At 73.0% G+C, this 22,518-nt stretch carries 19 protein-coding genes; 10 read left to right on the top strand and 9 right to left on the bottom strand.

Annotated features, from left to right (window positions below; all coding sequences use genetic code 11):
• Positions 1-40: 40 nt before the first annotated feature.
• On the bottom strand, positions 41-1,018 hold the full coding sequence (locus tag ABFY07_RS16225) for a class I SAM-dependent methyltransferase (RefSeq protein WP_428836936.1): 978 nt from the start codon (positions 1,016-1,018) through the stop codon (positions 41-43).
• Positions 1,019-1,374: 356 nt separating this feature from the next.
• Here ABFY07_RS16225 and rpsA point away from each other — a divergent pair, with 356 nt between their 5' ends.
• Positions 1,375-2,874, top strand: coding sequence for a 30S ribosomal protein S1 (gene rpsA / locus ABFY07_RS16220; protein WP_346175183.1), 1,500 nt, complete (start codon positions 1,375-1,377; stop codon positions 2,872-2,874).
• 86 nt (positions 2,875-2,960) lie between these two features.
• On the opposite strand, the gene ABFY07_RS16215 is transcribed toward rpsA, so the two are convergent.
• Positions 2,961-3,419, bottom strand: a complete 459-nt coding sequence (locus ABFY07_RS16215; RefSeq protein ID WP_346175182.1) for a right-handed parallel beta-helix repeat-containing protein — start codon at positions 3,417-3,419, stop codon at positions 2,961-2,963.
• 438 nt (positions 3,420-3,857) lie between these two features.
• Here ABFY07_RS16215 and ABFY07_RS16210 point away from each other — a divergent pair, with 438 nt between their 5' ends.
• From ABFY07_RS16210 to ABFY07_RS16200, 3 genes are all read left to right on the top strand, one after another.
• Positions 3,858-4,802 (top strand): PAC2 family protein, encoded by a 945-nt coding sequence (locus ABFY07_RS16210; protein WP_346175181.1) that lies wholly within the window; start codon positions 3,858-3,860, stop codon positions 4,800-4,802.
• Positions 4,803-4,856: 54 nt separating this feature from the next.
• On the top strand, positions 4,857-5,498 hold the full coding sequence (gene coaE / locus ABFY07_RS16205; RefSeq protein ID WP_346175180.1) for a dephospho-CoA kinase: 642 nt from the start codon (positions 4,857-4,859) through the stop codon (positions 5,496-5,498).
• 169 nt (positions 5,499-5,667) lie between these two features.
• A complete protein-coding gene (locus tag ABFY07_RS16200; RefSeq protein WP_065958464.1) occupies positions 5,668-6,036 on the top strand; it encodes a tetratricopeptide repeat protein in 369 nt (122 codons plus the stop codon).
• Here ABFY07_RS16200 and ABFY07_RS16195 read toward each other — a convergent pair.
• Positions 6,005-6,340 carry a DUF6343 family protein gene (locus ABFY07_RS16195; RefSeq protein ID WP_346175179.1) on the bottom strand — a complete coding sequence of 112 codons (336 nt, stop codon included), beginning with the start codon at positions 6,338-6,340 and terminating at the stop codon, positions 6,005-6,007. The genes ABFY07_RS16200 and ABFY07_RS16195 overlap by 32 nt on opposite strands.
• Before the next feature lie 201 nt (positions 6,341-6,541).
• Here ABFY07_RS16195 and ABFY07_RS16190 point away from each other — a divergent pair, with 201 nt between their 5' ends.
• A complete protein-coding gene (locus tag ABFY07_RS16190) occupies positions 6,542-7,747 on the top strand; it encodes an ADP-ribosylglycohydrolase family protein (protein WP_346175178.1) in 1,206 nt (401 codons plus the stop codon).
• A gap of 89 nt (positions 7,748-7,836) precedes the next feature.
• Positions 7,837-8,568: a DUF7873 family protein gene (locus ABFY07_RS16185; RefSeq protein WP_346175177.1), complete on the top strand. Its 732-nt coding sequence runs from the start codon at positions 7,837-7,839 to the stop codon at positions 8,566-8,568.
• 443 nt (positions 8,569-9,011) lie between these two features.
• On the opposite strand, the gene ABFY07_RS16180 is transcribed toward ABFY07_RS16185, so the two are convergent.
• On the bottom strand, positions 9,012-10,088 hold the full coding sequence (locus tag ABFY07_RS16180; RefSeq protein WP_346175176.1) for an RNA ligase (ATP): 1,077 nt from the start codon (positions 10,086-10,088) through the stop codon (positions 9,012-9,014).
• 103 nt (positions 10,089-10,191) lie between these two features.
• Complete coding sequence (locus tag ABFY07_RS16175; RefSeq protein ID WP_346175175.1) at positions 10,192-11,415, bottom strand: FUSC family protein; 1,224 nt, start codon at positions 11,413-11,415, stop codon at positions 10,192-10,194.
• Positions 11,416-11,516: 101 nt separating this feature from the next.
• Here ABFY07_RS16175 and ABFY07_RS16170 point away from each other — a divergent pair, with 101 nt between their 5' ends.
• The gene (locus ABFY07_RS16170; protein ID WP_428836935.1) at positions 11,517-11,987 is read left to right on the top strand and encodes a type II toxin-antitoxin system PemK/MazF family toxin; all 471 of its coding nucleotides are present in this window, start codon (positions 11,517-11,519) and stop codon (positions 11,985-11,987) included.
• A gap of 73 nt (positions 11,988-12,060) precedes the next feature.
• Here the strand turns inward: ABFY07_RS16170 and ABFY07_RS16165 are convergent, their stop codons facing one another.
• The gene (locus tag ABFY07_RS16165) at positions 12,061-12,603 is read right to left on the bottom strand and encodes a DUF1697 domain-containing protein (protein ID WP_346175173.1); all 543 of its coding nucleotides are present in this window, start codon (positions 12,601-12,603) and stop codon (positions 12,061-12,063) included.
• 220 nt (positions 12,604-12,823) lie between these two features.
• Between ABFY07_RS16165 and ABFY07_RS16160 the strand changes: the two genes are divergently transcribed.
• Complete coding sequence (locus ABFY07_RS16160) at positions 12,824-15,154, top strand: NB-ARC domain-containing protein (RefSeq protein WP_346175172.1); 2,331 nt, start codon at positions 12,824-12,826, stop codon at positions 15,152-15,154.
• A gap of 167 nt (positions 15,155-15,321) precedes the next feature.
• Here the strand turns inward: ABFY07_RS16160 and ABFY07_RS16155 are convergent, their stop codons facing one another.
• Complete coding sequence (locus ABFY07_RS16155) at positions 15,322-16,983, bottom strand: CDP-glycerol glycerophosphotransferase family protein (RefSeq protein ID WP_346175171.1); 1,662 nt, start codon at positions 16,981-16,983, stop codon at positions 15,322-15,324.
• Between the two features lie 515 nt (positions 16,984-17,498).
• On the opposite strand from ABFY07_RS16155, the gene ABFY07_RS16150 reads away from it, so the two are divergent.
• Entirely contained in the window at positions 17,499-18,146 is a 648-nt protein-coding gene (locus ABFY07_RS16150) for a nucleoside/nucleotide kinase family protein (protein WP_346175170.1), read from the top strand.
• 64 nt (positions 18,147-18,210) lie between these two features.
• Here the strand turns inward: ABFY07_RS16150 and ABFY07_RS16145 are convergent, their stop codons facing one another.
• Together ABFY07_RS16145 and ABFY07_RS16140 are read right to left on the bottom strand one after the other, a co-directional pair.
• Entirely contained in the window at positions 18,211-18,825 is a 615-nt protein-coding gene (locus tag ABFY07_RS16145) for a methylated-DNA--[protein]-cysteine S-methyltransferase (protein ID WP_346175238.1), read from the bottom strand.
• 352 nt (positions 18,826-19,177) lie between these two features.
• On the bottom strand, positions 19,178-20,107 hold the full coding sequence (locus tag ABFY07_RS16140; protein WP_346175169.1) for a glycerophosphodiester phosphodiesterase: 930 nt from the start codon (positions 20,105-20,107) through the stop codon (positions 19,178-19,180).
• 205 nt (positions 20,108-20,312) lie between these two features.
• Here ABFY07_RS16140 and uvrB point away from each other — a divergent pair, with 205 nt between their 5' ends.
• Complete coding sequence (gene uvrB / locus ABFY07_RS16135; RefSeq protein WP_346175168.1) at positions 20,313-22,451, top strand: excinuclease ABC subunit UvrB; 2,139 nt, start codon at positions 20,313-20,315, stop codon at positions 22,449-22,451.
• The last annotated feature ends 67 nt before the right edge of the window (positions 22,452-22,518 follow it).

Raw genomic sequence — 22,518 nt, 5'->3', positions numbered from 1 at the left:
TGCGCCGCCGCCCGGACGCCCCCGTTCCGCCGCCCCGGCATCAGTCCCGTTCGCACACGAAGATCGCCGTCCCCGGGATCAGATTCCCGCGCAGCGGGGACCAGCCGCCCCACTCCTGGTCGTTCCAGGCGGGCCATTCCGGTTCCACGAGGTCGAGTAGCCGGAAGCCCCCGGCCACCACGTCCCGCACCCGGTCGCCCAGGGTGCGGTGGTGCTCCACATAGACGGCCCGGCCCGTTTCGTCCTGCTCGACGTAGGGCGTGCGGTCGAAGTAGGAGGCGGCGACGCTCAGCCCCTCGGGGCCGGGTTCGTCCGGGAAGGCCCACCGGATCGGATGCGTCACCGAGAACACCCAGCGCGCGCCCGGTCGCAGCACCCGGTGCACCTCGCGCATGACCCGCACCGGGTCGGCGACGAAGGGGATCGCCCCGTACGCGGAGCAGGCGAGGTCGAAGGAGCCGTCCCTGAAGGGGAGCGCCGTGGCGTCGGCCTGGACGAGCGCGACCGTCCCCGAGCCCCCCGTGCCGGCCGAGCCCTCCGCGCCTCCCGAGACAGCCGCGCCCTCCGCGCCTCCCGAGACAGCCGCGCCCCCCGAGACAGCCGCGCCTGCCGAGACAGCCGCACCCGCTTCGGAGTCCCTCCGCAGCGCGTGCCACAGCTGCCGGTGCGAGATGTCGAGCGCCACCGGCCGTGCCCCCCGCGCCGCCAGCCAGCGCGAGCACTGCGCCGCGCCCGCCCCGACCTCCAGGACGGCCAGCCCCCTGAGGGCGTCCGCCGGCCCGAGCAGACCGGCCTCGGCCTCGTCGAGCCCCTCGGGGCCCCAGACGAAGCGGTCGTCGCCCAGGAAGCCGCCGTGCTCCTCCTGGTACTCGTCCGCGTTGCGGTCCCACCAGCCGCGGTTGGCCCTGCTGCTCTCCGCGGCGTCGGCGGTGCGCCGGGTGGCCGCGGGTTCCTCGGGGTCGCCGGCCATGGGCTCGGCGGGGTCGTCGGTTGCACGAGGCATGTGTTCTTGGACCATCGGGCGCGTCGTCGTACTCTCTGTATCGACCTGTGGCTGTGGGGAACGGCTGGACTCCGCGTCGCAGCACGGACCGTGCGATGTGCCGGGTTTGGGGCTGAATGTCCCGCGTGTGCTCTTCGTGCATTGACCCTGCCCGGCTGCCCCCGTATGCTACAAGTTGCGCTGCGGGCCTGCGCGCCTCAGACGGAGCAGGCCGCGCTCGCACCTGTTGTAGTCCCTCGGTCACCGAGGCGCTTTTCGATCCCTCGGGAAGAGATCAACGCCTCCGAGGCTGTCCGGCTTCTGCAGTGCGATACGGGTCCCCGGCGTAGCAGTACCTACGACTTCATGTCCGTACCGGAGCCCTTTCCCACATGACGAGCAGCACCGAGGCAACCCGCACCACCCCGCAGGTGGCGGTAAACGACATCGGTTCCGAGGAAGCCTTCCTCGCCGCGATCGACGAGACGATCAAGTACTTCAACGACGGCGACATCGTCGACGGCGTCATCGTGAAGGTCGACCGGGACGAGGTCCTGCTCGACATCGGTTACAAGACCGAAGGCGTCATTCCTTCCCGTGAGCTTTCGATCAAGCACGACGTCGACCCGAACGAGGTCGTGGCCGTCGGCGACGAGATCGAGGCCCTTGTTCTCCAGAAGGAGGACAAGGAAGGCCGCCTGATCCTCTCGAAGAAGCGCGCCCAGTACGAGCGTGCCTGGGGCACCATCGAGAAGATCAAGGAAGAGGACGGCATCGTCACCGGTACCGTCATCGAGGTCGTCAAGGGTGGTCTCATCCTCGACATCGGCCTCCGTGGCTTCCTCCCCGCCTCCCTGGTGGAGATGCGCCGCGTCCGCGACCTTCAGCCCTACGTGGGCAAGGAGCTCGAGGCCAAGATCATCGAGCTGGACAAGAACCGCAACAACGTGGTCCTGTCCCGCCGTGCCTGGCTGGAGCAGACCCAGAGCGAGGTCCGCCAGACCTTCCTCACCACCCTCCAGAAGGGTCAGGTGCGCTCCGGCGTCGTCTCCTCCATCGTCAACTTCGGCGCCTTCGTGGACCTGGGCGGCGTGGACGGTCTGGTCCACGTCTCCGAGCTGTCCTGGAAGCACATCGACCACCCGTCCGAGGTCGTCGAGGTCGGCCAGGAGGTCACGGTCGAGGTCCTGGACGTCGACATGGACCGCGAGCGCGTGTCCCTGTCGCTCAAGGCGACCCAGGAAGACCCGTGGCAGCAGTTCGCCCGGACCCACCAGATCGGCCAGGTCGTCCCGGGTAAGGTCACCAAGCTGGTTCCGTTCGGTGCGTTCGTCCGCGTGGACGAGGGCATCGAGGGCCTGGTCCACATCTCCGAGCTGGCCGAGCGCCACGTGGAGATCCCGGAGCAGGTCGTCCAGGTCAACGACGAGATCTTCGTCAAGGTCATCGACATCGACCTCGAGCGCCGCCGCATCAGCCTCTCGCTGAAGCAGGCCAACGAGTCCTTCGGTGCCGACCCGTCCGCGGTCGAGTTCGACCCGACCCTGTACGGCATGGCCGCGTCCTACGACGACCAGGGCAACTACATCTACCCCGAGGGCTTCGACCCCGAGGCCAACGACTGGCTCGAGGGCTACGAGAAGCAGCGCGAGGAGTGGGAGCGCCAGTACGCCGAGGCGCAGCAGCGCTTCGAGCAGCACCAGGCGCAGGTCATCAAGTCCCGCGAGGCGGACGAGCAGGCCGCTGCCGAGGCGGGCGGCGCCGCCCCGGCGCAGGGTGGCCAGGCGTCCGGCGGTTCGTACTCCTCGGAGTCGGCCGACAACTCCGGCGCCCTTGCCTCGGACGAGGCGCTGGCCGCGCTTCGCGAGAAGCTGGCCGGCGGCCAGAGCTGAGGATCGGCCGCGTCGGCTCCGGCTGACGGGCTGACCAGCGGCTGACAAGGCCCGACGTGAGGCCCGCTCTCCTTGGAGAGCGGGCCTCACGCATGCCCGGGGCGCCGTACCGTGACGGAGTCGACCGTGACGCTCTCTGCCCGGTCGATCACGACGCCCTCGCGGCCGCCGGCGATCGTGATGCCCCGCACCGTCCAGTACGAGGCGCCGTCCAGCCGCAGGCCGTACGCGGCGCCGTCGCGTGCCGTGAGCACCGCTCGTGGGGAGCCGGTGAGCGTGATCCGGGCGTCCGCGGTGCCGGAGGCGGTGATCACCAGGCCGCCGCGGTATCTGCCGTCGGCCAGCTCGATGGTGTCGCCGGGCCTGGCGGCCGCGAGGGCGCTCTCGAGCTGGGTGGTGTCGGAGACCTGGATCGGCCGTGCGGCGGTGCTCTCGTGGCCGTCCTCGGCGGCCGCCCCGGCGGCGACCAGCCCGCCGACGGCGAGGATTCCGGCGGCGGGCGCGGCGATGAGGCTGCGGGTGCGGGAGGGGGTGCGGGAGTGCATGGGGGTTCCGCCTTCCTGCCGTGGTCAGGGGTGGCACCTTCGTGACGCGTAGGAGTTCTGGTGACTGAACGTGAGACGACGGCGTGAACCTCTGACGGATCGCGAAGTTAAGCGCGCTGCAGGGGCGCGTCAACCCCTCGGAGACCGCCCATGACACGCATCCGGCCTGCGTCCGGACGGCCGGCAGCGGCCCCCCGCCGCCCAGCTGACGCCCAGTGAGCGGGGGAGCGGCGCTCCGGCCCGCGCGGCCGGAGGAACCACGGCGCCAAGTGCCGTACGGAACGGGCATCCTGCACTCCCGCCACGCGCGCCGCGCCCCGCGGCGTACTGTCCTGAAGTGATCGATCGCGCGCATGTCGTGAAGACGAGGACGGGGCCCGGGAATGCCGCGCCCCCGCCCGACGTTCCCCGAGCGGAACACAAGGAGGAGCGGTCACAGTGCTAGATCCGCAGGATTTGTACGCGTGGGAGCCGAGCGGACTCGCGGAAGTCGACGCGATAACCTCCCGGGACTCGGCCGGGGTGGTGCTGCTCTACCACTTCGACGGCTACATCGACGCCGGTGAGACCGGCGACCAGATCGTGCGCCGGTTGCTCGGCGGGCTGCCGAACCAGGTCGTCGCCCGCTTCGACCACGACCGCCTCGTCGACTACCGGGCGCGCCGCCCCCTGCTGACCTTCAAGCGCGACCGCTGGACCGACTACGAGACCCCCGCGATCGAGCTGCGCCTGCTGCGCGACGCGACCGCCGCCCCCTTCCTGCTGCTCTCCGGGCCCGAGCCGGACGTGGAATGGGAGCGCTTCGCGGCCGCCGTGCGCCAGCTGATCGAGCGGCTCGGGGTGCGGCTGTCGGTGAACTTCCACGGGATCCCCATGGGCGTGCCGCACACCCGCCCCGTCGGCATCACCCCGCACGGCAACCGCACCGACCTGATGCCCGGCCACCGGGGCTACTTCGACGAGGCCCAGGTGCCCGGCAGCGCCGAGTCCCTCATCGAGTACCGGCTCGCCGAGGCCGGCCACGACGTGCTCGGCGTCGCCGCCCACGTCCCGCACTACCTCGCCCGCTCCGCCTACCCCGACGCGGCGCTCACCGCGCTGGAGGCGATCACCGCGGCCACCGGCCTGGTGCTGCCCGGAGCGGCCCACGCGCTGCGCAACGAGGCGCTCAAGACCCAGGAGGAGATCGAGCGGCAGATCTCGGAGGGGGACGAGGACCTCGTCGCCCTCGTCCGCGGCCTGGAGCACCAGTACGACGCGGTGGCCGGGGCGGAGAGCCGCGGCAGCCTGGTCGCCGAGCCGGTCGAGCTGCCCTCCGCGGACGAGCTGGGGGCCGAGTTCGAGCGCTTCCTCGCGGAACGGGAGGGCGACGGCAGCGCGTAGGAAAGTCGCGGAGCGCCCGGGGAGGCCGGGGGAGCGCTCGTCTAGGCTGACCCCATGCTGAGGCTGGGGCTCACGGGCGGAATCGGTGCGGGCAAGAGCGAGGTGTCGCGCTTGCTGTCCTCGTACGGAGCGGTGCTGATCGACTCCGACCGGATCGCCCGGGAGGTGGTCGAGCCCGGCACCCCCGGACTCGCGGCCGTCGTCGCCGAGTTCGGCCCTGGCGTCCTCGCTCCCGACGGCGCCCTGGACCGCCCCAAGCTCGGCGGCATCGTCTTCGCCGACCCGGAGCGGCTGCGCGCCCTGAACGCGATCGTGCACCCCCTGGTCCGCGCCCGCTCCGCCGAGCTGGAGGCGGCCGCCGGGCCGGACTCCATCGTGGTCCACGACGTGCCCCTCCTCACCGAAAACGGCCTGGCGCCCCTGTACGACCTGGTGCTCGTCGTCGACGCCGCGCCCGAGACCCAGCTCGACCGGCTGGTCAGGCTGCGCGGCATGACGGAGGACGAGGCCCGGGCCCGGATGGCGGCCCAGGCGACGCGCGAGCAGCGGCTGGCCGTCGCCGATGTCGTGATCGACAACAACGGGCCGCTGGAGGAGCTGGAACCGCAGGTCAGAAAGGTCTGGGCGGAGCTGTCCGAGCGGATGGCGGACGGCACGGGCAGCGCGACGGCCGACCCCGGGACCCGCGACGGCTGACCCCGGGACCGCGGGCAGCGACGGCTGACCCCGGGCCCCGGCTCTGTCGGCCTCCGGCGGGAATGCGCCGTGCGGCGGCATTGTTGAAGACCCGTACCAGCGATCACCTCGTCCGACGATCATCTCGCAGCGATGGTGATCGTCAGCGCGTTCCGGGAAGGAAACGGTCGTGCCCGAGCCCACGCCCGAGACCCATGTCATCGACTACCGCGCGGCCGAGCAACTGCTGGCCGCCCGCGACCCGCGCGGCGCCGTGAAGCTGCTCGATTCGGTCATCACCGCCCACCCCGAGAACACCGCCGCCCGGCTGCTGCGGGCCCGCGCCTTCTTCGGCGCGGCGCAGCTCAGGGCCGCGGAGCTGGAGTTCCAGCTCGTCCTGGAGCGGGAACCGGACAACGCCTTCGCCCACTTCGCCCTCGGCCGCACCCTGGAGCGCGCCAATCGCCCCGCCGAGGCCACCCGCCACTTCCGCCTGGCGGCTGCCCTCGACCCGCGCCCCGACTTCGTCAAGGCCGCGCGCTTCGGCGAAAACGGCTGACCCGTCTCACTCGCCGCGGGCCCGTCGGATACGGGCCGCGCACCGGCGCGTACGGCGGCACGTCCCGCCCGGGCTGGTAGTGCGGCCCCTGCCGGATGTGCCGGAGGACCAGCACCAGATCGGTGAGGGTGACGGCGGCGAGCACCCCGCAGACGGCGGCCCAACCGGGACGGTGGGCCAGCCAGAACGCCACCGTGCCCGCGACGGTCCAGGCCAGCCCCCACAGGGCCAGCGCGCACCGCATGCGCAGCGGGCTGCGCGCGTGCAGCGGCTCGTCGCCCGTACGGATCATCCGGCTCGGCATGGCGCACCATCTCCCACTTCGAATCTACCGCCGCGTCCCCCGGCACCCCCGCACCCTCCGCGCCGACCGGCCTGCCGCCATCGGGCCCGCCCGCCCTCCGGACCGCAGCCATCGGGCCTGCCGCCCCGCCCGCCATCCGGCCCGCCGCCATCTGGGAGCATGGCCTGAGCACGTCAGCACTACCTCCTGAGGAGCCGCGCGATGATCCGCGAGTCATGGGACGAGACGGCCGCCCGGAGGGCCCGCATCCGCGGCTGCCTGCTCGGGGGAGCGATCGGCGACGCCCTGGGCAACCCGATCGAGTTCCTGTCCCTGAGCCGGATCCGCGAGACCTACGGGCCGGACGGGATCACCGCTCTCGTCCCGGACTCCGACGGCGTCACCGGCCGGATCACCGACGACACCCAGATGACCCTGTTCACCGCGGAGGGGCTGATACGGGCCTGCGCCAGGGCCTCCCTCAAGGGCATCGGCGGCGCCGAGATCGCCATCGTGCGCAACGCCTACCTGCGCTGGCTCGAGACCCAGACCCACCCCGCGCCGCCCCCCGCCCGCGAGGAGCACGACCTCGTCCGCTCCGGCTGGCTGCGCGAACAGCCGTGGCTGTACGCCCGCCGCGCCCCCGGCAACGCCTGCCTGTCCGGCCTCGAACACGACCACATCCCCACCCACTCCGACCCGCTCGACGGCACCCCCGGCCCGGTGAACACCGGCTCCAAGGGCTGCGGCACCGTGATGCGCTCCGCCCCCTTCGGCCTCACGGGCGCGAGCGCGCGCGACTGCTTCGAACTCGCCGCCCGCTGCGCCCGGATCACCCACGGCCACCCCACCGGCTCGTACGCGGCGGGCGCCCTGGCCGCCATGATCGCCCACCTCGTCGAGGGCGACTCCATGGAAGGCTCCGTCCTGCGCACCCTCGAACTGCTGGCCCGCTACCCGGGACACGAGGAGACCAGCGCCGCCCTGCGCAAGGCCGTCGCCCTGGCGGCGGAGGGGGAGCCCAGCGCGGAGAAGACCGAAACGCTCGGCGGCGGCTGGATCGCCGAGGAGGCCCTGGCCATCGCGGTCTACAGCGCCCTCGCCCACGCGACGCCGCGGCCCGGCCTCTACAACAAGGGCGGCGGCATCGGCTACGACCCGAAGTGGCGGCGCACCCCCCTCCAGAGAGCCCTGCTGCTGTCCGTGAACCACTCGGGCGACAGCGACTCGACGGGCTCCATCTGCGGCAATCTGCTGGGCGCCCACTACGGCGACCTCCGCCTGCCCCCGATGTGGCTGACGCGGATCGAGGGCCGGGGCACCATCGCCGAAGTCGCGGACGACTTCTCCTCCGTGTTCCACCAGTCGATCGAGATGTACGAGTACGACGGCAGGATCTTCCCGGACTCGCGCTACCCGCTCTACTGAACGGGCCGCCGGACCACCCACTCGGGCACCGATCCACTCGAGCGCCAATCCGTTCGAGCGCTGTCACACCCGCCTGTTACGGTGCGGGGGTGGCGAAACTCAACCAGATCATCGCCGTGGAGAAGGGCGTCAAGTCCAAGTCGCAGCAGGACCTGACGGCAGCCCACCACGGACTGCAGAAGCCGGCCCTGCTGGCCGGCATATCCCGTACGTACCAGCCGAAGGACGAGGAAGGCGAGCAGCTGCCGCCCGAGTCCACCCGGGTGCAGGTCAAGGCCGAGGACGTGCTCCGCGACACCGCGGCCGTCCTGACCCGCCTCTTCGACGTCACCGCCACCAAGGACTGGTCGAACTGCACGGCGAAGGCGGACGTGACGGTCGAGGGCCGCACCCTCCTGCGCGATGTGCCGGTCTCCTACCTCCTCTTCCTCGAGAAGCAGCTGACCGACCTCAACGCCTTCGTCCGCAAGCTGCCCGTCCTCGACGCCGCCGAGTCCTGGTCGCTCGACCCCTCCACGGACTCCTGGAAGACCGAGCCGGTCCGCACCCTCCGCACCAAGAAGGTCCCCCGCAACCACGTCAAGGCGGAGGCCACGGACAAGCACCCGGCCCAGGTCGAGGTCTATTACGAGGACGTCCCGGTCGGCTACTGGACCACCGTCAAGTTCTCCGGCGCCCTCCCCGCCCGCCGCGTCAACGAACTCCTCGACCGCGTCGCCAAGCTCCAGCAAGCGGTCAAGTTCGCCCGCGAGGAGGCCAACGGCGTGGAGGCCACCGAGCAGCGCGTCGGCGACGTGGTCTTCGGCTACCTCTTCGGGTAGCGTGATGAACTCCCCGTCCGCCCGAGCGCGGACGGGGTGCGCGAGGAGCGCAAGCTGAAGCTGAAGCTTGTCGTGACGGCGCGGTCGTCAGTGGAGGTTCGAATCCTCCTCCCGGCGCTCATCCACGAGCCGGGATGGCCCAAGTCCGGTAGAGGCAGACCGCGATCAATCTCAGACTCTCGCTCCAGACTCAGCATTCGCCGCCGATCGCCGTATCGACCGGGCCCGGGCCTGGGTCGTCGGATGCCGGTTCAACTCCGGCCCGCGCAGCTTCTTCTCCGATGCGTGGTAGTTCAAAGGTAGAACACGACGACGTGATGACTGACCCGTGCCCTCAACCGATCCGGCGTGCGCAATTGGGCGGCATCCCAGGGCTCGGGGGCAGGCTACGCCCCCGGGCCCGCTCCCTCTCCAGGGCCGCCCCGTTCACGGGGTGGAGGATGTCACTCGTACTCGGTGCCGCCCTTGCGCGTCAGATACGCGCCGCTGACCACCTTGGCGATGGCCCGTCCGCCGAGCACCGGGCTGTACCGGTCGCTCGTCGCCCGCACCACCACCCCCTCCCTGATGTGCAGCCCGGTGCCGGAGACGGTCTCGCGCCCCTCGGCCAGTTCCAGCACCCGCCCGGCGTCGTACGGCCCGGCGTACAGCGTCGGGACCACCGGCAGCCGGCCGTCCAGTGCCTTCGCCATCTCCTCCGGATCCAGCCAGCGCACCCGCCCGCCGACGTCCACCGCGACGTCGAACACGGCGTACCCGGGGACCCCGCGCCGGCTGTCGGTCCCGTACCCGAGGTCCTGCACCCCGTCCCCGTACACCTCGCCGAAGATCCCGACCCGCGCCGCACCCAGCTCGGCGGCCACCCGCGCCGCCACGGCGGGCACGCCGTGCCCGCGCACGGCACGCCAGTAGAGGTTCTTCTCGTCCTGCACCAGCGCCAGCCGCTGGGCCCCCAGGCCCTTCGACGTCACGCGCACCTCCCCGCCGTCCGCGCAGTACGTCAGGCAGCACGCCGTCCCGTGCAGCTTCTCGGTGACCGCGACGGGCTCCCCGTCCTCGAACACGTCCGGGTAGCGCTTGAGGTTCTCGATGTCGATCCACGGCAGCAGATCCGGCGAGGGCTCCACGTCCCCGCTCATCGAGATCGGCACCGGCGGCACCCACTTGACGATCCCGAGCCGCTCGGCGAAGTCCACGCCCTCGCGGGCCGCCCGCTCCAGGTCCACCTCCGCCAGCGCCCGCGGGCGGCACACCAGCCCCTGGGACAGCTCCCCGCGCAGCCGGATCGCCTTGACCCGGTTGTGCCCGGCCCCCGCCAGCTTGCCGGTCAGCCCCAGTTCGCCGATCAGTTCCGTGGGCAGCACCGCCTGCTCCGGCACGTACACGGCGAACTCACCCGACCGGAAGGCTCCCTTGGCCACCACGGCCCGGTACAGCCCCACCTGCGCCAGCTCCAGCGCGTCGGCGTTCGGGTGCTCATGGATGGTCAGCCGCTCGGCGGTGACGCGCAGCGTCGACATGCTCGGGTCCCCCGTCCCTCGTTGTGTGGTGTGCCACCACTGTGGGGCGTGGGCGAGCGGACCGGCCACCGATTTTGCGGCGGGGCGGGCCCGGCACGGCCGGTCAGGCCGCGCCGGGCCGCTCCGCGCGGTCGCCGCGGAGCCAGCGCTGGATCTTGTGCAGGAAGGGGTAGCGCTCGCGCTGCTCGCGGGCGCTGCGGTCGAGTTCTTCCATCAGGCGCATGGAGCGCTGTTCCATGTCCAGCTCGTCGAGGATCCGGTCGATCTCGGCGAGCAGGGCGCCCTGGAGCTGCCACTGGCGCGGGTGCTGCTGCACCCGTTCGAGGAGGGTGTGGGCGACGACGTCGCGGCTCGCGTGGGCCTTGACGAGCTCGCTGGCCAGCCGGGTCTCGGCCTCCTCGGCGTTCGCGCTGACCTGGGTGGTGACCAGGACGGCGAAGCTCTCGACGGCCGCGGCCAGGTGGACGAAGAGGTCCTCCAGGGCGGTCGCCACGTCGGAGGGGAACAGCGGCTCGTCGGTCCGTTTCTTGGCGAGGTCGGTGAGGGTGCGGGCCAGGACGCGCAGGACGACCATGCAGATCTCCAGGGTGTCCAGGCCGGTGCGCAGCACGACGCGGTAGAGCAGCCCCTCCTTGACGCGTGGGTTGAGCCGCAGGCTGTCCTCCGCCTGCCGGAGGGCGGCGTCCACCTGGGCGATGTCCTGGTCGAGGCGACGGGCCTCGTGGAGCCGGGCGGCGGCGCGCTCGACAGGGGTGTGGCCGCCCAGCTCCTCGCCGATGTGGAGCAGCAGCCGGCGCATGCGGCGGGCGAGGTCCTCGATGGACTCGCCGGCGGTCTCCACCCACACCGGCGGGGCGAACAGCAGGTTGAAGGCCAGCCCCACCCCGGCGCCGATCAGGGTCTCCAGCACCCGGTCCCAGGCCGTGTTCGCGACCCGGGTCACGCCGAGGACCAGCATCGCGCTGATCGCCACCTCGGCGACGAACTCGCTGACCCGTACGAAGTGGCCGACGGTCAGCGCGACCAGGATGATCAGTCCCAGGCTCCACCAGGTCAGCCCCACCAGCGCGCTGAACCCGATCGCGATCATCACGCCGACGACCACGGAGTTCACCCGGCGGATGCCGGTGGTGATGGTGGCGTAGAGGGTGACCTGCACCACCAGCAGGGCGGTGAGCGGGGCGGTGAGCGGGGCCGGCTCGCTGCTCAGCCGCAGGGCGACGACATACGCGATGGTCGCGGCGGCCGTGGAGCGCAGCGTCTGCACGACCACCGGGTCTTTCCGCCGTTTGACGAGGTCCGCCACTGGGTCGAGAACATCTGGCACGTTCTGCCCCTTCCCGCATCAGGAGTCACACAGGCATCACTACGTCGGCTTGCCACCTGAGCGGCCCCTCACACGCCACCCGGAACCACGGACGGACTAACGTGTGCGCCGTGATCACGCCATTCAACGAGCCCGGCGGCGCCGCCCCGCTGCCGGGCAGCACGGGCCCCGCCGCCACCGTGGAGGCGCGGCCGCGCCAGGTCGGCCGCGTCCGCACGCAGTACGCGCCGGACCCGGACGGCGACCCGGACCCGGGGGAGATCGTCTGGACCTGGGTGCCGTACGAGGAGATGGACGGCCGGGGCAAGGACCGGCCGGTGCTCGTCGTCGCCCGGGAGCGCGGCGGGACGCTGCTGGCCGTACAGCTGTCCAGCAAGCGGCACGACGGCGACCGCGAGTGGGTGGCCATCGGGGCGGGGCCCTGGGACCGGGCCGGGCGCGACTCGTGGGTGGACCTCGACCGGGTGCTACGGGTGCACCCGGAGGGCATGCGCCGGGAGGCCTGCGCGCTGGACCGGCCGCGCTTCGACCGGGTCGTGGCCCGGCTGAGGCAGCGCTACGGCTGGAGCTGAGCGGCGCGGCGGGCTCCTGCCTGGGCCGAGGCGGACGCCGGGGGCCGGGGCCGGGGGCCGGGGGTGGGGCGGGTCAGGCGTCGGCCAGCGCCAGCAGCTTGGTGACCGTGTTCCAGTTGCGGGCCGTCGCCGTCACGCCGAGCCGCACCCGGGTGACCTTCTCCGCCAGCTTGGAGCGGCCGATGCCGCCTGGCGTGCGCAGATAGATCTCCCGCCCGGACAGTCGGAACTCGTCCGGGGCGTACGGGGCCGGGTCCACGGCCTCCAGCGCGGCCGGGTCGGCCGGCGCGGCCGACAGGAACACCACGTGCAGCGTCTTGGGCTCGGCCGCGGCCTCGGGGTACGGATTCGCCTCGACGGCGGCGGCCAGCTCGTCCCGGGTACGGACGATCACCGGCACCGTCAGCCCGAGGTCGGCCGAGATGCGGTCGGTGATCGTACGGGCGGTCTGCTCGGGCGGGGTGCCGGGGTCGGCGAAGACGATGTTGCCGGTCTGCAGATGGACGGTGACGTCCTCGAAGCCCAGGTCCCGCATCAGCTCGCGCTGGCGCGCCATCGGGAACTTGTTGTGGCCGCTGACATTGATGCCGCGCAACAGCGCTATCTGGGACGACATGGTGAGGACTCCTCCGGATGAGATGACCGGATCCTACGCTCGCGTCCAGTAGCGTGACTCCTCCGGATGCGCGGAGCGATCAGGGGGCGACGAGGTGTCAAGGGCCGCTGGCGGTGGGGCCGATGACCGGGACCGGGAGGGCTGCGACGCGCCGGGGGCGCCGGGGGCGGCCGTACGACCCGCCGCGGGGGCTGCTGCGGGGCCCGCGGCAGGGGCCACGGTGGGGAACGAGGTCTCCGGCACCGTCCACGGCCCCGTCGTACAGGCCGGGCAGCTGCACGGCGACGTGCACTTCCACTATCAGGCTCCGCCCGCCCGGCCCCCGGCGCGGGTGCCGCGGCAGGTGCCCGCGGGCACGGCGTCGTTCGTGAACCGCACGGCCGAGCTGGCGGAGCTGGACGGCTGGCTGACCCCCGACGTACCGGACGCACCGGACGCACCGGACGGACTGGGCGCACCGAGCGGACTGGGCGAACCGGACGGACGGAACGGGGCGGGAGCGCCGGGTGGGCCGGACGGGTCCGGCGGCCCCGGGGGCGCCGGGTCACCGCGGATCGCCCTGCTCAGCGGCCTTCCGGGCGTCGGCAAGCGGGCCACCGTACGGCGCTGGGTGGAACGCGCCCGGGACCGCTTCCCCGGCGGCCAGCTGTACGTGGACTTCGCCAGGCTGCGCCGCGAAGGCGCGGCCGGAGGCGATGTCTCCGAAGGGCTGCGCCACTGTCTGCGCTCCATCGGCGTCGCCGAGGAGTATCTGTCCGGCGACCTGGCCGAGCTGACCGCCCACTACCGCAGCCACAGCGCCGAGCGCCGGGTCGTGGTCGTCCTCGACGAGGTGAGCGAGCCCGCCCAGGTCCGGGCGCTGATCCCCAACGCGCCCGGCAGCGTCGTCCTGGCCACCAGCCGGGACCGGCTCGGCGAGCTGGTGTGGGACGGCGCCCGGCTGCTGCCCGTGGAGCCGCTGAGCGCCGACAGCGGGAGGCGGCTGCTCGCCCGGCTGTGCGGCGAGGACCGCGTACGGGCCGAGCCGGAGGCCGCGGCGCGGCTGGTGGAGTGGTGCGGCGGGCTGCCCGTGGCGCTCTACGTGGTCGCCGCCCGACTGGCCGTCCACCGGCGGCTGACGCTGTCGGCGCTGGCGGCGGAGCTGGCCGACGAGAACCGCCGGCTGGCGGGCCTGAGCATGACGGGGGAGCGGGGCATGGGCGGACCGCGCATGGGTGACTCGCGCCCCGGGGAGGAGCACACCGTGTCCGCCGTCTTCACCGTCGCCTACCGCGACCTCCCCCAGGACGTTGCCCGCCTGTACCGGCTGCTGGGCGCCTGCCCGGGCCGCAGCTTCGACACCGGCGGCGCCGCGGCCGTCGGCGGGCTGCCCGCCTCCGCCGTGACCCCGCTGCTGGACGCCCTGGAACGGGCGTCCCTGCTCGACGTCGGCGAGGACGGCCGCTACCGCCTCCACGACCTCGTGCGGCTGCACGCCCGGGACCTGGCCGGCGGGGAGGAGCGGGAGGCCGCCCTGGCGCGCGCCATGGAATACCAGCTGACCGGGGCCGCCTTCGCCGACCGGGCGATCATGGGTCGGCGGCTGCGGATCGCCGACCACGAGGAGCGGATGCGGCGGGCGGGCCCCGACCCGTTCGACCGGAACCGGAGCGGGGGCGAGGGGGACGGCAGGGAGGCGGCGCTGGCCTGGCTCGAGGCCGAGCGCGCCGACGCCCTCGCCGTACTGCGCGCGGCGGCCGCCCACGGCGGCATGGACCGGCAGACCTGGCAGCTCGCCGAGGCCCTCACCGCGCTGTATCTCCACCACCGCCACCTGGCCGACTGGATCGAATCCGGCGAGCTGGGCGCCGAAGCCGCCGCGCGGGACGGTCAGCCGGCGGCCGAGGCACGCCTGCGCGCCCTCCTGTCGCGACCGCTGATGGACCTGGGCGAGTTCGAGCGGGCCAGGCAGCAGCTCGACATCGCGATCCTCCGCTCCGACGAGGCCGCGGCGGCCACCCCGGAGGACCGCCGCCTGACCCTGCTGCGCGGCTCGGTACAGGAGTTCAGCGGGCGGTACTGGGACCGTTTCGACCCGTCCCGCGCCGCCGAGGCGTACGCCGCCGCCCGCGCGCTGAGCGCCGAGGCGGGGGAGGAGCGCGGCGTCGCCATCGCGCTGTACTTCCTGGGCTGCTCGCAGAGCGCGACCGGACGCCACGAGGAGGGACTCGCCACCCTCCGCGACGCCGACGAGCGGCTGCGCGGGCTCGGCGACGTACGCATGGCGGCGCGCGCCCAGGCCGCCATCGGGGTCGCGTACGAAGCCCTGGGCCGCACCGCGGAGGCGGTGGAGGCCCTGGAGGAAGCGGCCCGGGCACTGCGTGATCGGAACGCCACGCACTACGAGGCCCAAGCCCTCGAGACGCTTGCGGACATCGCGGCCCGGACGGGCGACACGGCCTCGCTGCGACGCCATCTGCGCCGCGCGGTCGAGATCCACGAGTCAGGCGGCAGCCCCCGTGCCCCGGAGCTCCGCGCCCGCCTGGAAGCGGCGGAGACGAACACGAGCTGACGGCCCGCGCCGGGCGGAGCCACCGGCGGTCTGTAGGAGGCCGGCGTTGGCCGGCTCTTGGTTGCGGCGGGGCGTGTCTTCGGTACTGGTCGGCCCGGGCCGGGGTCTGCGCGGCGGTCCGCGAGCCGGTACCCGCGGGCGTGCGCGCCGAGGCCGTCGCGAGCAGGTCAGGCGTGCGGCGGGCCCGTCGGGCGGGCGCGCAGGGCCACGGCCTCCTCTCGCCCTCCCATCCGCAGGGTGGCGATGCCCTCCAGCGGCCGACCCGCGCGCAGCCACCCGTACACCACGGCGGCCAGCAGGCCCGGGTCGCGGACCGGGCCGGTGGCCGACGCCTCCGCGATCCGGCCGTCCCGCAGGGCGGCCAGGCAGTCGCCGCCGGTCGTCACGGCGGCGGCCATCACGCTGCCCGGATAGCGGCCCAGCGTCTCGCGGGCCCACCGCAGGGCGGCGGCCGGCGTGGCGGCCGGCTCGGGGCGGGTGAGCACCGAGGCGCTCTCGACCAGCCGCCGGTCCGGCTCCCGGTCCTGGCAGCACAAGTGGCGGTACACACCGTCCGCGCCCTCCCGATCGCCCGCCTCGCCTCGCGCGCCGCTCACGGACGCGGGAAAGCGGCGTACGGTCACGGTGTCGCCGTCCACGGCCGTCACGACCACCGCCGAGCGCACCTCTTGGCGCTCGGGGACCGGATCGTCGAAGGCGCGTACGGGCGGTGGCGGGGTGGCCGGTTCCGGCAGCCGCAGCAGCGCGTACAGGTCGGCGCGCAGCCGGGCCAGCGCCCGGCCCGGCTCGGCGAACGCCGCAGCGCCGATCTTGGCGAACCGTTCCGGGTCGTGTTCGGCGATCGCGCGCTCGATCTGCTCGTACAACCCCAGGCCGCTGGGGCTTTCCGGACCGCCGGGGCTCTCCGGACCGCCGGGACTGTTCGGGCCGGTGAGCCGGGGTGCGACGCGGCCCAGTTCGGCCATGGGGGTGCCGGGCATCGACTCGTCCCCGAAGGCCGCCAGGATGACGGGTTTCGCGAGCGCGGCGCCGTAGAAGGTGACCGAGCCGTGGTCGCCGATCAGCACGTCCGCGGCGACGAGGGTGGCCTGCCAGCCCGCGGTCGGCGGGATCAGCAGCAGGCCCGCCTCCCGGGCCGAGGCCTGGCCGGCGCGCAGGCTCCAGGAGCCGTGGGCCGACGCCACGTTGGGATGGGTGACCAGCGCGACCCGGTACTCGTCCAGCGGCAGTTCGGCCAGCAGCCGCGCTGGGAGGTCCGGTTGGCGGCCGAGGAGCGACTGGCCGCGCCAGGTGGAGCTGACCATGACCAGGCGCTGCCCCTCCGCGACGCCGAGGGCCTCGCGGTAGCGGGCGCGAAGTCCGCGGGAGGACAGGAGTTCGTCGTAGCAGGGGTCGCCGACGAGGAGGGTGCGGCCGACCGTGCCGGGGTGGAGCGCGGCCAGCTGGTCGGCCTGGTCCGGGTGCGAGATCGTCAGCCACGCGCGCTCCAGCAGGGCTTCCGGCACCAGGCCGGAGACCCGCTCGTGGGGGCCGCGCGCGTCGGGGACCAGCTTGTGGAACCCCACGCCGTGGGGGAGGACGAGGACGGGGGCGTCGGTGCCGGAGAGGTCCGCGTTCTCGGTGGCCGTCACGATCAGGTCGCAGGGCACGCGGGTCAGTTGGTCCCACGGCATGACGCGCGCACCGTGGGCGCGCAGCAGGTCGTGGACCCCGTCGCTGAACGCGGAGGTCGGGTCGTAGCCGAAGACCACGTGGACGCGCGGGTCGTCGCGGAGGACCGGGGTGAGGGCGTCGAGGACGCGGATGGTCGAGGTGACGGTGCGGGCCACCGCTATCAGGGTCCGCTCGCCGTCGAACGTCGTCCAGCGCGCGGCGTCCGGGCCGACGGGCGTACGGAGGGGAAGCGGCTGGCAGCCGTGCGCGGGCGGCTGCGGGGGATTGAAGGGTTGCGGGGCCGCGGGCAGGTGCGGCTGCCGCGGGGGCGCGGTCGCGGTGGCGGTCGCGAGTGCTGGCCTGGCCTCGGGCGTGAGGGCGGGCGGGCCGGCGGACGCGCCGGCGGCCGGGGTGGTGGCCGGGGCGCCAGGCGGAGGCGTGGTCAGCTGCTCATCGGCGCTCGGCGCTCGGCGCTCGGCGCTCGGCGCTCGGCGCTCGGCGCTCGGCGCTCGGCGCTCGGCGCTCGGCGCTCTTGGCCATGCTCTCCATACCCTCTCGCAAGCCGCCCGACAACCCCTTCCATCGCCCTCACCTCATCCATCCGCCGCAGCCCCCACCGTAAGACAAGGCCCGCCGAGGACGGTCGGCCCGCCGGAGCGGACCGGGCACGCATGCCTGCATGATGGGGGCTGTGCGGCTCGAAGCGATCTCCTGGGAACGGCTGACCGGCGCGCTCGCCGACCGCGTCGCGGGTCTGGCGGCGGCGGACGGCGGACCCTGGCTGAGGGTGGCGGTCGACGGGGCCCCGGCGGCGCGCACCGGGGAGCTGGCGGACCGGCTGGCGGAGGAGCTACGGCTGCGGGGGCGGCCGGTGCTGGTGGTCGCGGCGGGCGGCTTTCTGCGGGCGGCGTCGCTGCGCTACGAGTACGGGCGGCGGGACGCCGACGCGTACTACGACATGTGGCTCGACACGGGCGCCCTGTGGCGCGAGGTCTTCGACCCGCTGGAGCCCGCGCCGCGCGGCACGGGGCGGGTGCTCCCCGATCTGTGGGACCCGGTGACCGACCGGGCCACCCGCTCCCCGTACGTCGAACTGCCGCCGGGCGGGGTGCTGCTGCTCCATGGCGCGCTGCTGCTGGGGCGCTGGTTCCCGTTCGACCTGTCCGTGCATCTGCGGTTGTCCCCGGCCGCGCTGGCCCGCCGTACGGACGAGGACGCACAGTGGACCCTGCCCGCATTCGCGCGGTACGAGGAGGAGGTGCGGCCCGCGGAGACCGCGGATGTGGTGGTCCGCGCGGACGACCCGCGCCACCCGGCCTGGAGTGGTAGGTCGTGCTGACGCTGCCGTCGGTCGAGTCCATGGCCTTGACGTGCTCCCTCTTCAAGAGGGGCTTCGGCCCGCCTCAGAAGAGCGGCTGCGGAAGGATCCCTTCCAGGGCCAGCAGCGTGCGTTTCGTCTCCAGACCGCCGCCGAAGCCGCCTATGCCGCCGCCGCTCTCGACGACGCGGTGGCAGGGCACGACAACAGGCAGCGGATTGCTGCCCATGGCCACGCCGACGGCCCGGGCGGCGCCCGGATCGCCGACCCGGTCGGCGAGGTCCCCATAGCCGACGACCGTGCCGTACGGGACGTGCTCGGCCAGCTCGCGCAGCACGCGGCGGTTGAAGCCGGTGATGAGGGACCAGTCCAGGGGGACGGTGAACTCGGTCAGCGCACCGGTGAAATAGCGCTCCAGCTGGCGCACGGCCGAGCCGAGGTGCGTCAGACAGGGCGGCGTGCCTCCCGAGCCGACCGGTGAGTCGGCGGGTGAGGCGACCGGTGAGCCGGCGGGAAAGCCGAAGGATGAGTCGGCCGCGGCGGCCAGGGAAGCCGGGGCGGGCTCCGGGGCCGTGCCGAGCCGGGCGGTGAGCCGCGCGACGGCCTCGGCCGCCCTCGCCTCGTCGGCGTGGAAGACGACCTGGGCCAGGCCCTGGTCCGTGGCCGCGAGCAGCAAGGGGCCGATGGGGGAGTCCACCACGCTCCAGCACCAGGCGCGGGCCTCACGGCGCGCCTCCGGCGCCTCCGGCCTGTCCGCCGGTGCCTCGGCGTTCGCCGGTCCTGCCGCCTTCGCCGGACCTTCGGAGATCGCCGGACCTTCGGAGATCGCCGGCCCTTCAGAGATCGTCACGGTTTCAGCGTAGGCCCCGGGACCGACAGCGCTCCCCCGGGCCGGGCGGGGCCGGGGCGCCGCGGCCGGTGCCAGGGCTGCCGCTCTCGGTCCCGGGGCGAGCGGAGCGGGGCGGCGGCCGGGGACCGGGCCCCGCCCCGGGGTGGGCGGAGCGGGGCGGCGGCCGTGGAGCGGGCCCCGCCCCGGGGCCGTCGCGGCGGCGCTACGACGCCGTCGCGGGGGCGGCCGGCACCTCGTAGCCCGCGTCCTCCAGGGCGTCCCGCACGACGTCCGGGTTGTTGGTGATGATCCCGTTCACCCCCATCCGCGCGACGTCGACCGCCGCCGACGCGTCGTTCACCGTCCAGGCGTAGACCTCGAACGGACGGCCGTGCGCGCCGTCCACCTCATGGACCGCGGCGACATACTCGGCGTCGATGGTCTTGTAACTCGGGTTGATCTGGTCGGCGAACTCCGCGTAGGTCTCCAGGTCGCCGATCGCGGGCGTGCCCAGAAACCCGGTCTTGACGTCCGGCCGAAGGTCGTGCACCTGCCTCACGGCGCCCGCGTTGAAGCTCTGGATGATCAGCTTGTGCTTGACGTGGCGGCGGTCCAGCCAGCCCGCTCGGCGCAGCTCGCGCAGGGTCTGGCGCTCGATGTCCGGATACAGCTCGGGGGCCTTGAGTTCCACGAGGAGTTTCTGGTGGTTGTGTTCCACCCGATCGAGGTAGTCCTCGAGGGTCGGCACGCCCTCCCCCGCGAACTCGGGGCCGAACCAGCTGCCCGCGTCCAGCTGCTCGATCTCGTCGAGGGTGAAGTCGGAGATCTTCCAGGGGGCGCGGTCCGGGAAGACCTCCTCGACGTCCGTGGTCCGGCTCAGCGTGGTGTCGTGCATGACGATCAGCTCGCCGTCCTTGGTGCGCTGGACGTCGTTCTCCACCCAGGTGATGCCGAGGTCGTCGGCCGCGTCGACGGCGGCGAGGGTGTTCTCGGGGGCGTAGGCGGAGGCGCCCCGGTGAGCGATGGTGACGGTGTGGTGCGACTGCTCGCCGGTGTGGTCGGTCTGGCCGGCCTGGGCGGCCGCCGGTGAGAGGAAGAGCGCGGACATGCCGATGAGCGCGCCGGTGAGGGCGGCGGCGGGGCGGATGCGCATACGGACTCCTCGCGTCGTCTGACTCGCGTGACTCGCGGACGGGCAGAGGGTCCCAGTCGTGCCGTCCCGGAGGATAGGTCGCGGATGGACAGAGTGAAGCACGCGCCCGCCGGTCGGGCGGGCGGGGCGCGAGCGGGGTCACCCGCGCACGGCCCCGGGTTCGGCCGGTCGGCCGTTGTCGGTGGTGGGTCGTACCGTGGGGGACATGCGGCCCGTATCCCAGATCGAACGCAAGGTGGCGCCTTTCGAGGTCGTCAGCCCGTACCAGCCCAGTGGCGACCAGCCGACGGCGATCGCCGACCTGGAGCGGCGCATCCGCGCCGGTGAGCAGGATGTCGTCCTGCTCGGCGCGACCGGCACCGGAAAGTCCGCGACCACCGCGTGGATGATCGAGAAGCTCCAGCGGCCGACGCTCGTCATGGCGCCCAACAAGACTCTCGCCGCCCAGCTCGCCAATGAGTTCCGCGAGCTCCTGCCGAACAACGCGGTCGAGTACTTCGTGTCCTACTACGACTACTACCAGCCAGAGGCTTACGTACCGCAGTCGGACACCTACATCGAGAAGGACTCCTCGATCAACGAGGAGGTCGAGCGGCTGCGCCACTCCGCGACGAACTCCCTGCTCACCCGGCGTGACGTGGTCGTCGTGGCGTCCGTCTCCTGCATCTACGGCCTCGGCACCCCGCAGGAATACGTGGACCGCATGGTGCCGCTGAAGGTCGGCCAGGAGATCGACCGCGACCAGCTGCTGCGCCGCTTCGTCGACATCCAGTACGCGCGCAATGACCTGGCGTTCACACGGGGCACCTTCCGGGTCCGCGGCGACACCATCGAGATCTTCCCGGTCTACGAGGAGCTCGCCGTCCGGATCGAGATGTTCGGCGACGAGATCGAGGCGCTCTCCACCCTCCATCCGCTCACCGGCGAGGTCATCAGCGACGACCAGGAGCTGTATGTCTTCCCCGCCTCCCACTACGTGGCGGGCCCCGAGCGCATGGAGAAGGCCATCGCCGGGATCGAGGCCGAGCTGGAGCAGACCCTGGCCAGGCTGGAGAAGCAGGGCAAGCTGCTGGAGGCCCAGCGGCTGCGGATGCGGACGACCTACGACATCGAGATGATGCGCCAGATCGGCACCTGCTCCGGCATCGAGAACTACTCCCTGCACATCGACGGCCGCGAGCCCGGCTCCCCGCCGCACACCCTGCTGGACTACTTCCCGGAGGACTTCCTCCTGGTCATCGACGAGTCCCATGTCACCGTCCCGCAGATCGGCGCGATGTACGAGGGCGACGCCTCCCGCAAGCGGACGCTGATCGAGCACGGCTTCCGGCTGCCCTCCGCCCTCGACAACCGCCCGCTGAAGTGGGAGGAGTTCCTGGAGCGCACCGGCCAGACCGTCTACCTCTCCGCCACCCCCGGGCCCTACGAGCTCTCGCGCGGCGACGGCTTCGTGGAGCAGATCATCCGCCCCACCGGCCTCGTCGACCCCGAGGTCGTGGTCAAGCCCACCGAGGGGCAGATCGACGACCTGATCCACGAGATCCGCACGCGCACGGAGAAGGACGAGCGCGTCCTGGTCACCACCCTCACCAAGAAGATGGCCGAGGACCTCACGGACTACATGCTGGAGCTGGGCATCCAGGTCCGCTATCTGCACAGCGACGTGGACACGCTGCGCCGCGTGGAGCTGCTGCGCGAGCTGCGCGCGGGCGAGTTCGACGTCCTGGTCGGCATCAACCTGCTGCGCGAGGGCCTGGACCTGCCGGAGGTCTCGCTGGTGGCGATCCTCGACGCCGACAAGGAGGGCTTCCTGCGCTCCGGCACCTCGCTGATCCAGACCATCGGCCGCGCCGCGCGTAACGTGTCCGGCCAGGTCCATATGTACGCCGACAAGATCACCCCGGCGATGGAGAAGGCCATCGAGGAGACCAACCGGCGCCGCGAGAAGCAGATCGCCTACAACAAGGCCAACGGGATCGACCCGCAGCCGCTCCGCAAGAAGATCGGCGACATCGTGGCGACCCTCGCCCGCGAGGAGATCGACACCAAGGAGCTGCTGGGCACCGGCTACCGCAAGGCCGACGGGAAGGGCGCGGCCAAGGGGCAGAAGGCCCCGGTGCCGGCCCTCGCCGGGCACAAGGCGGGCAAGGGCGGCAAGGCGGGCAAGGACGGGGCGCTGACGGACCGTCCGGCCGCCGAACTCGCCGAGCTGATCGAGGAGATGACCGACCGGATGCGGGCCGCCGCCGCCGAGCTGCAGTTCGAGGTCGCGGCCCGGCTGCGCGACGAGGTGGGGGAGTTGAAGAAGGAGCTGCGCCAGATGAAGGAGGCCGGGCTGTCCTGACCCCCGATCCGGCCGCCGCCCCCGGGTCCGTACGGGCGTGACACCGCCCGTGTCGGCGCGATGTGTT

Origin of the sequence: Streptomyces sparsogenes subsp. cuspidosporus (assembly GCF_039532705.1) — a bacterium.
GTDB classification, from domain to species: domain Bacteria; phylum Actinomycetota; class Actinomycetes; order Streptomycetales; family Streptomycetaceae; genus Streptomyces; species Streptomyces sparsogenes.
This window is presented reverse-complemented; position numbering and strand designations above follow the sequence as displayed.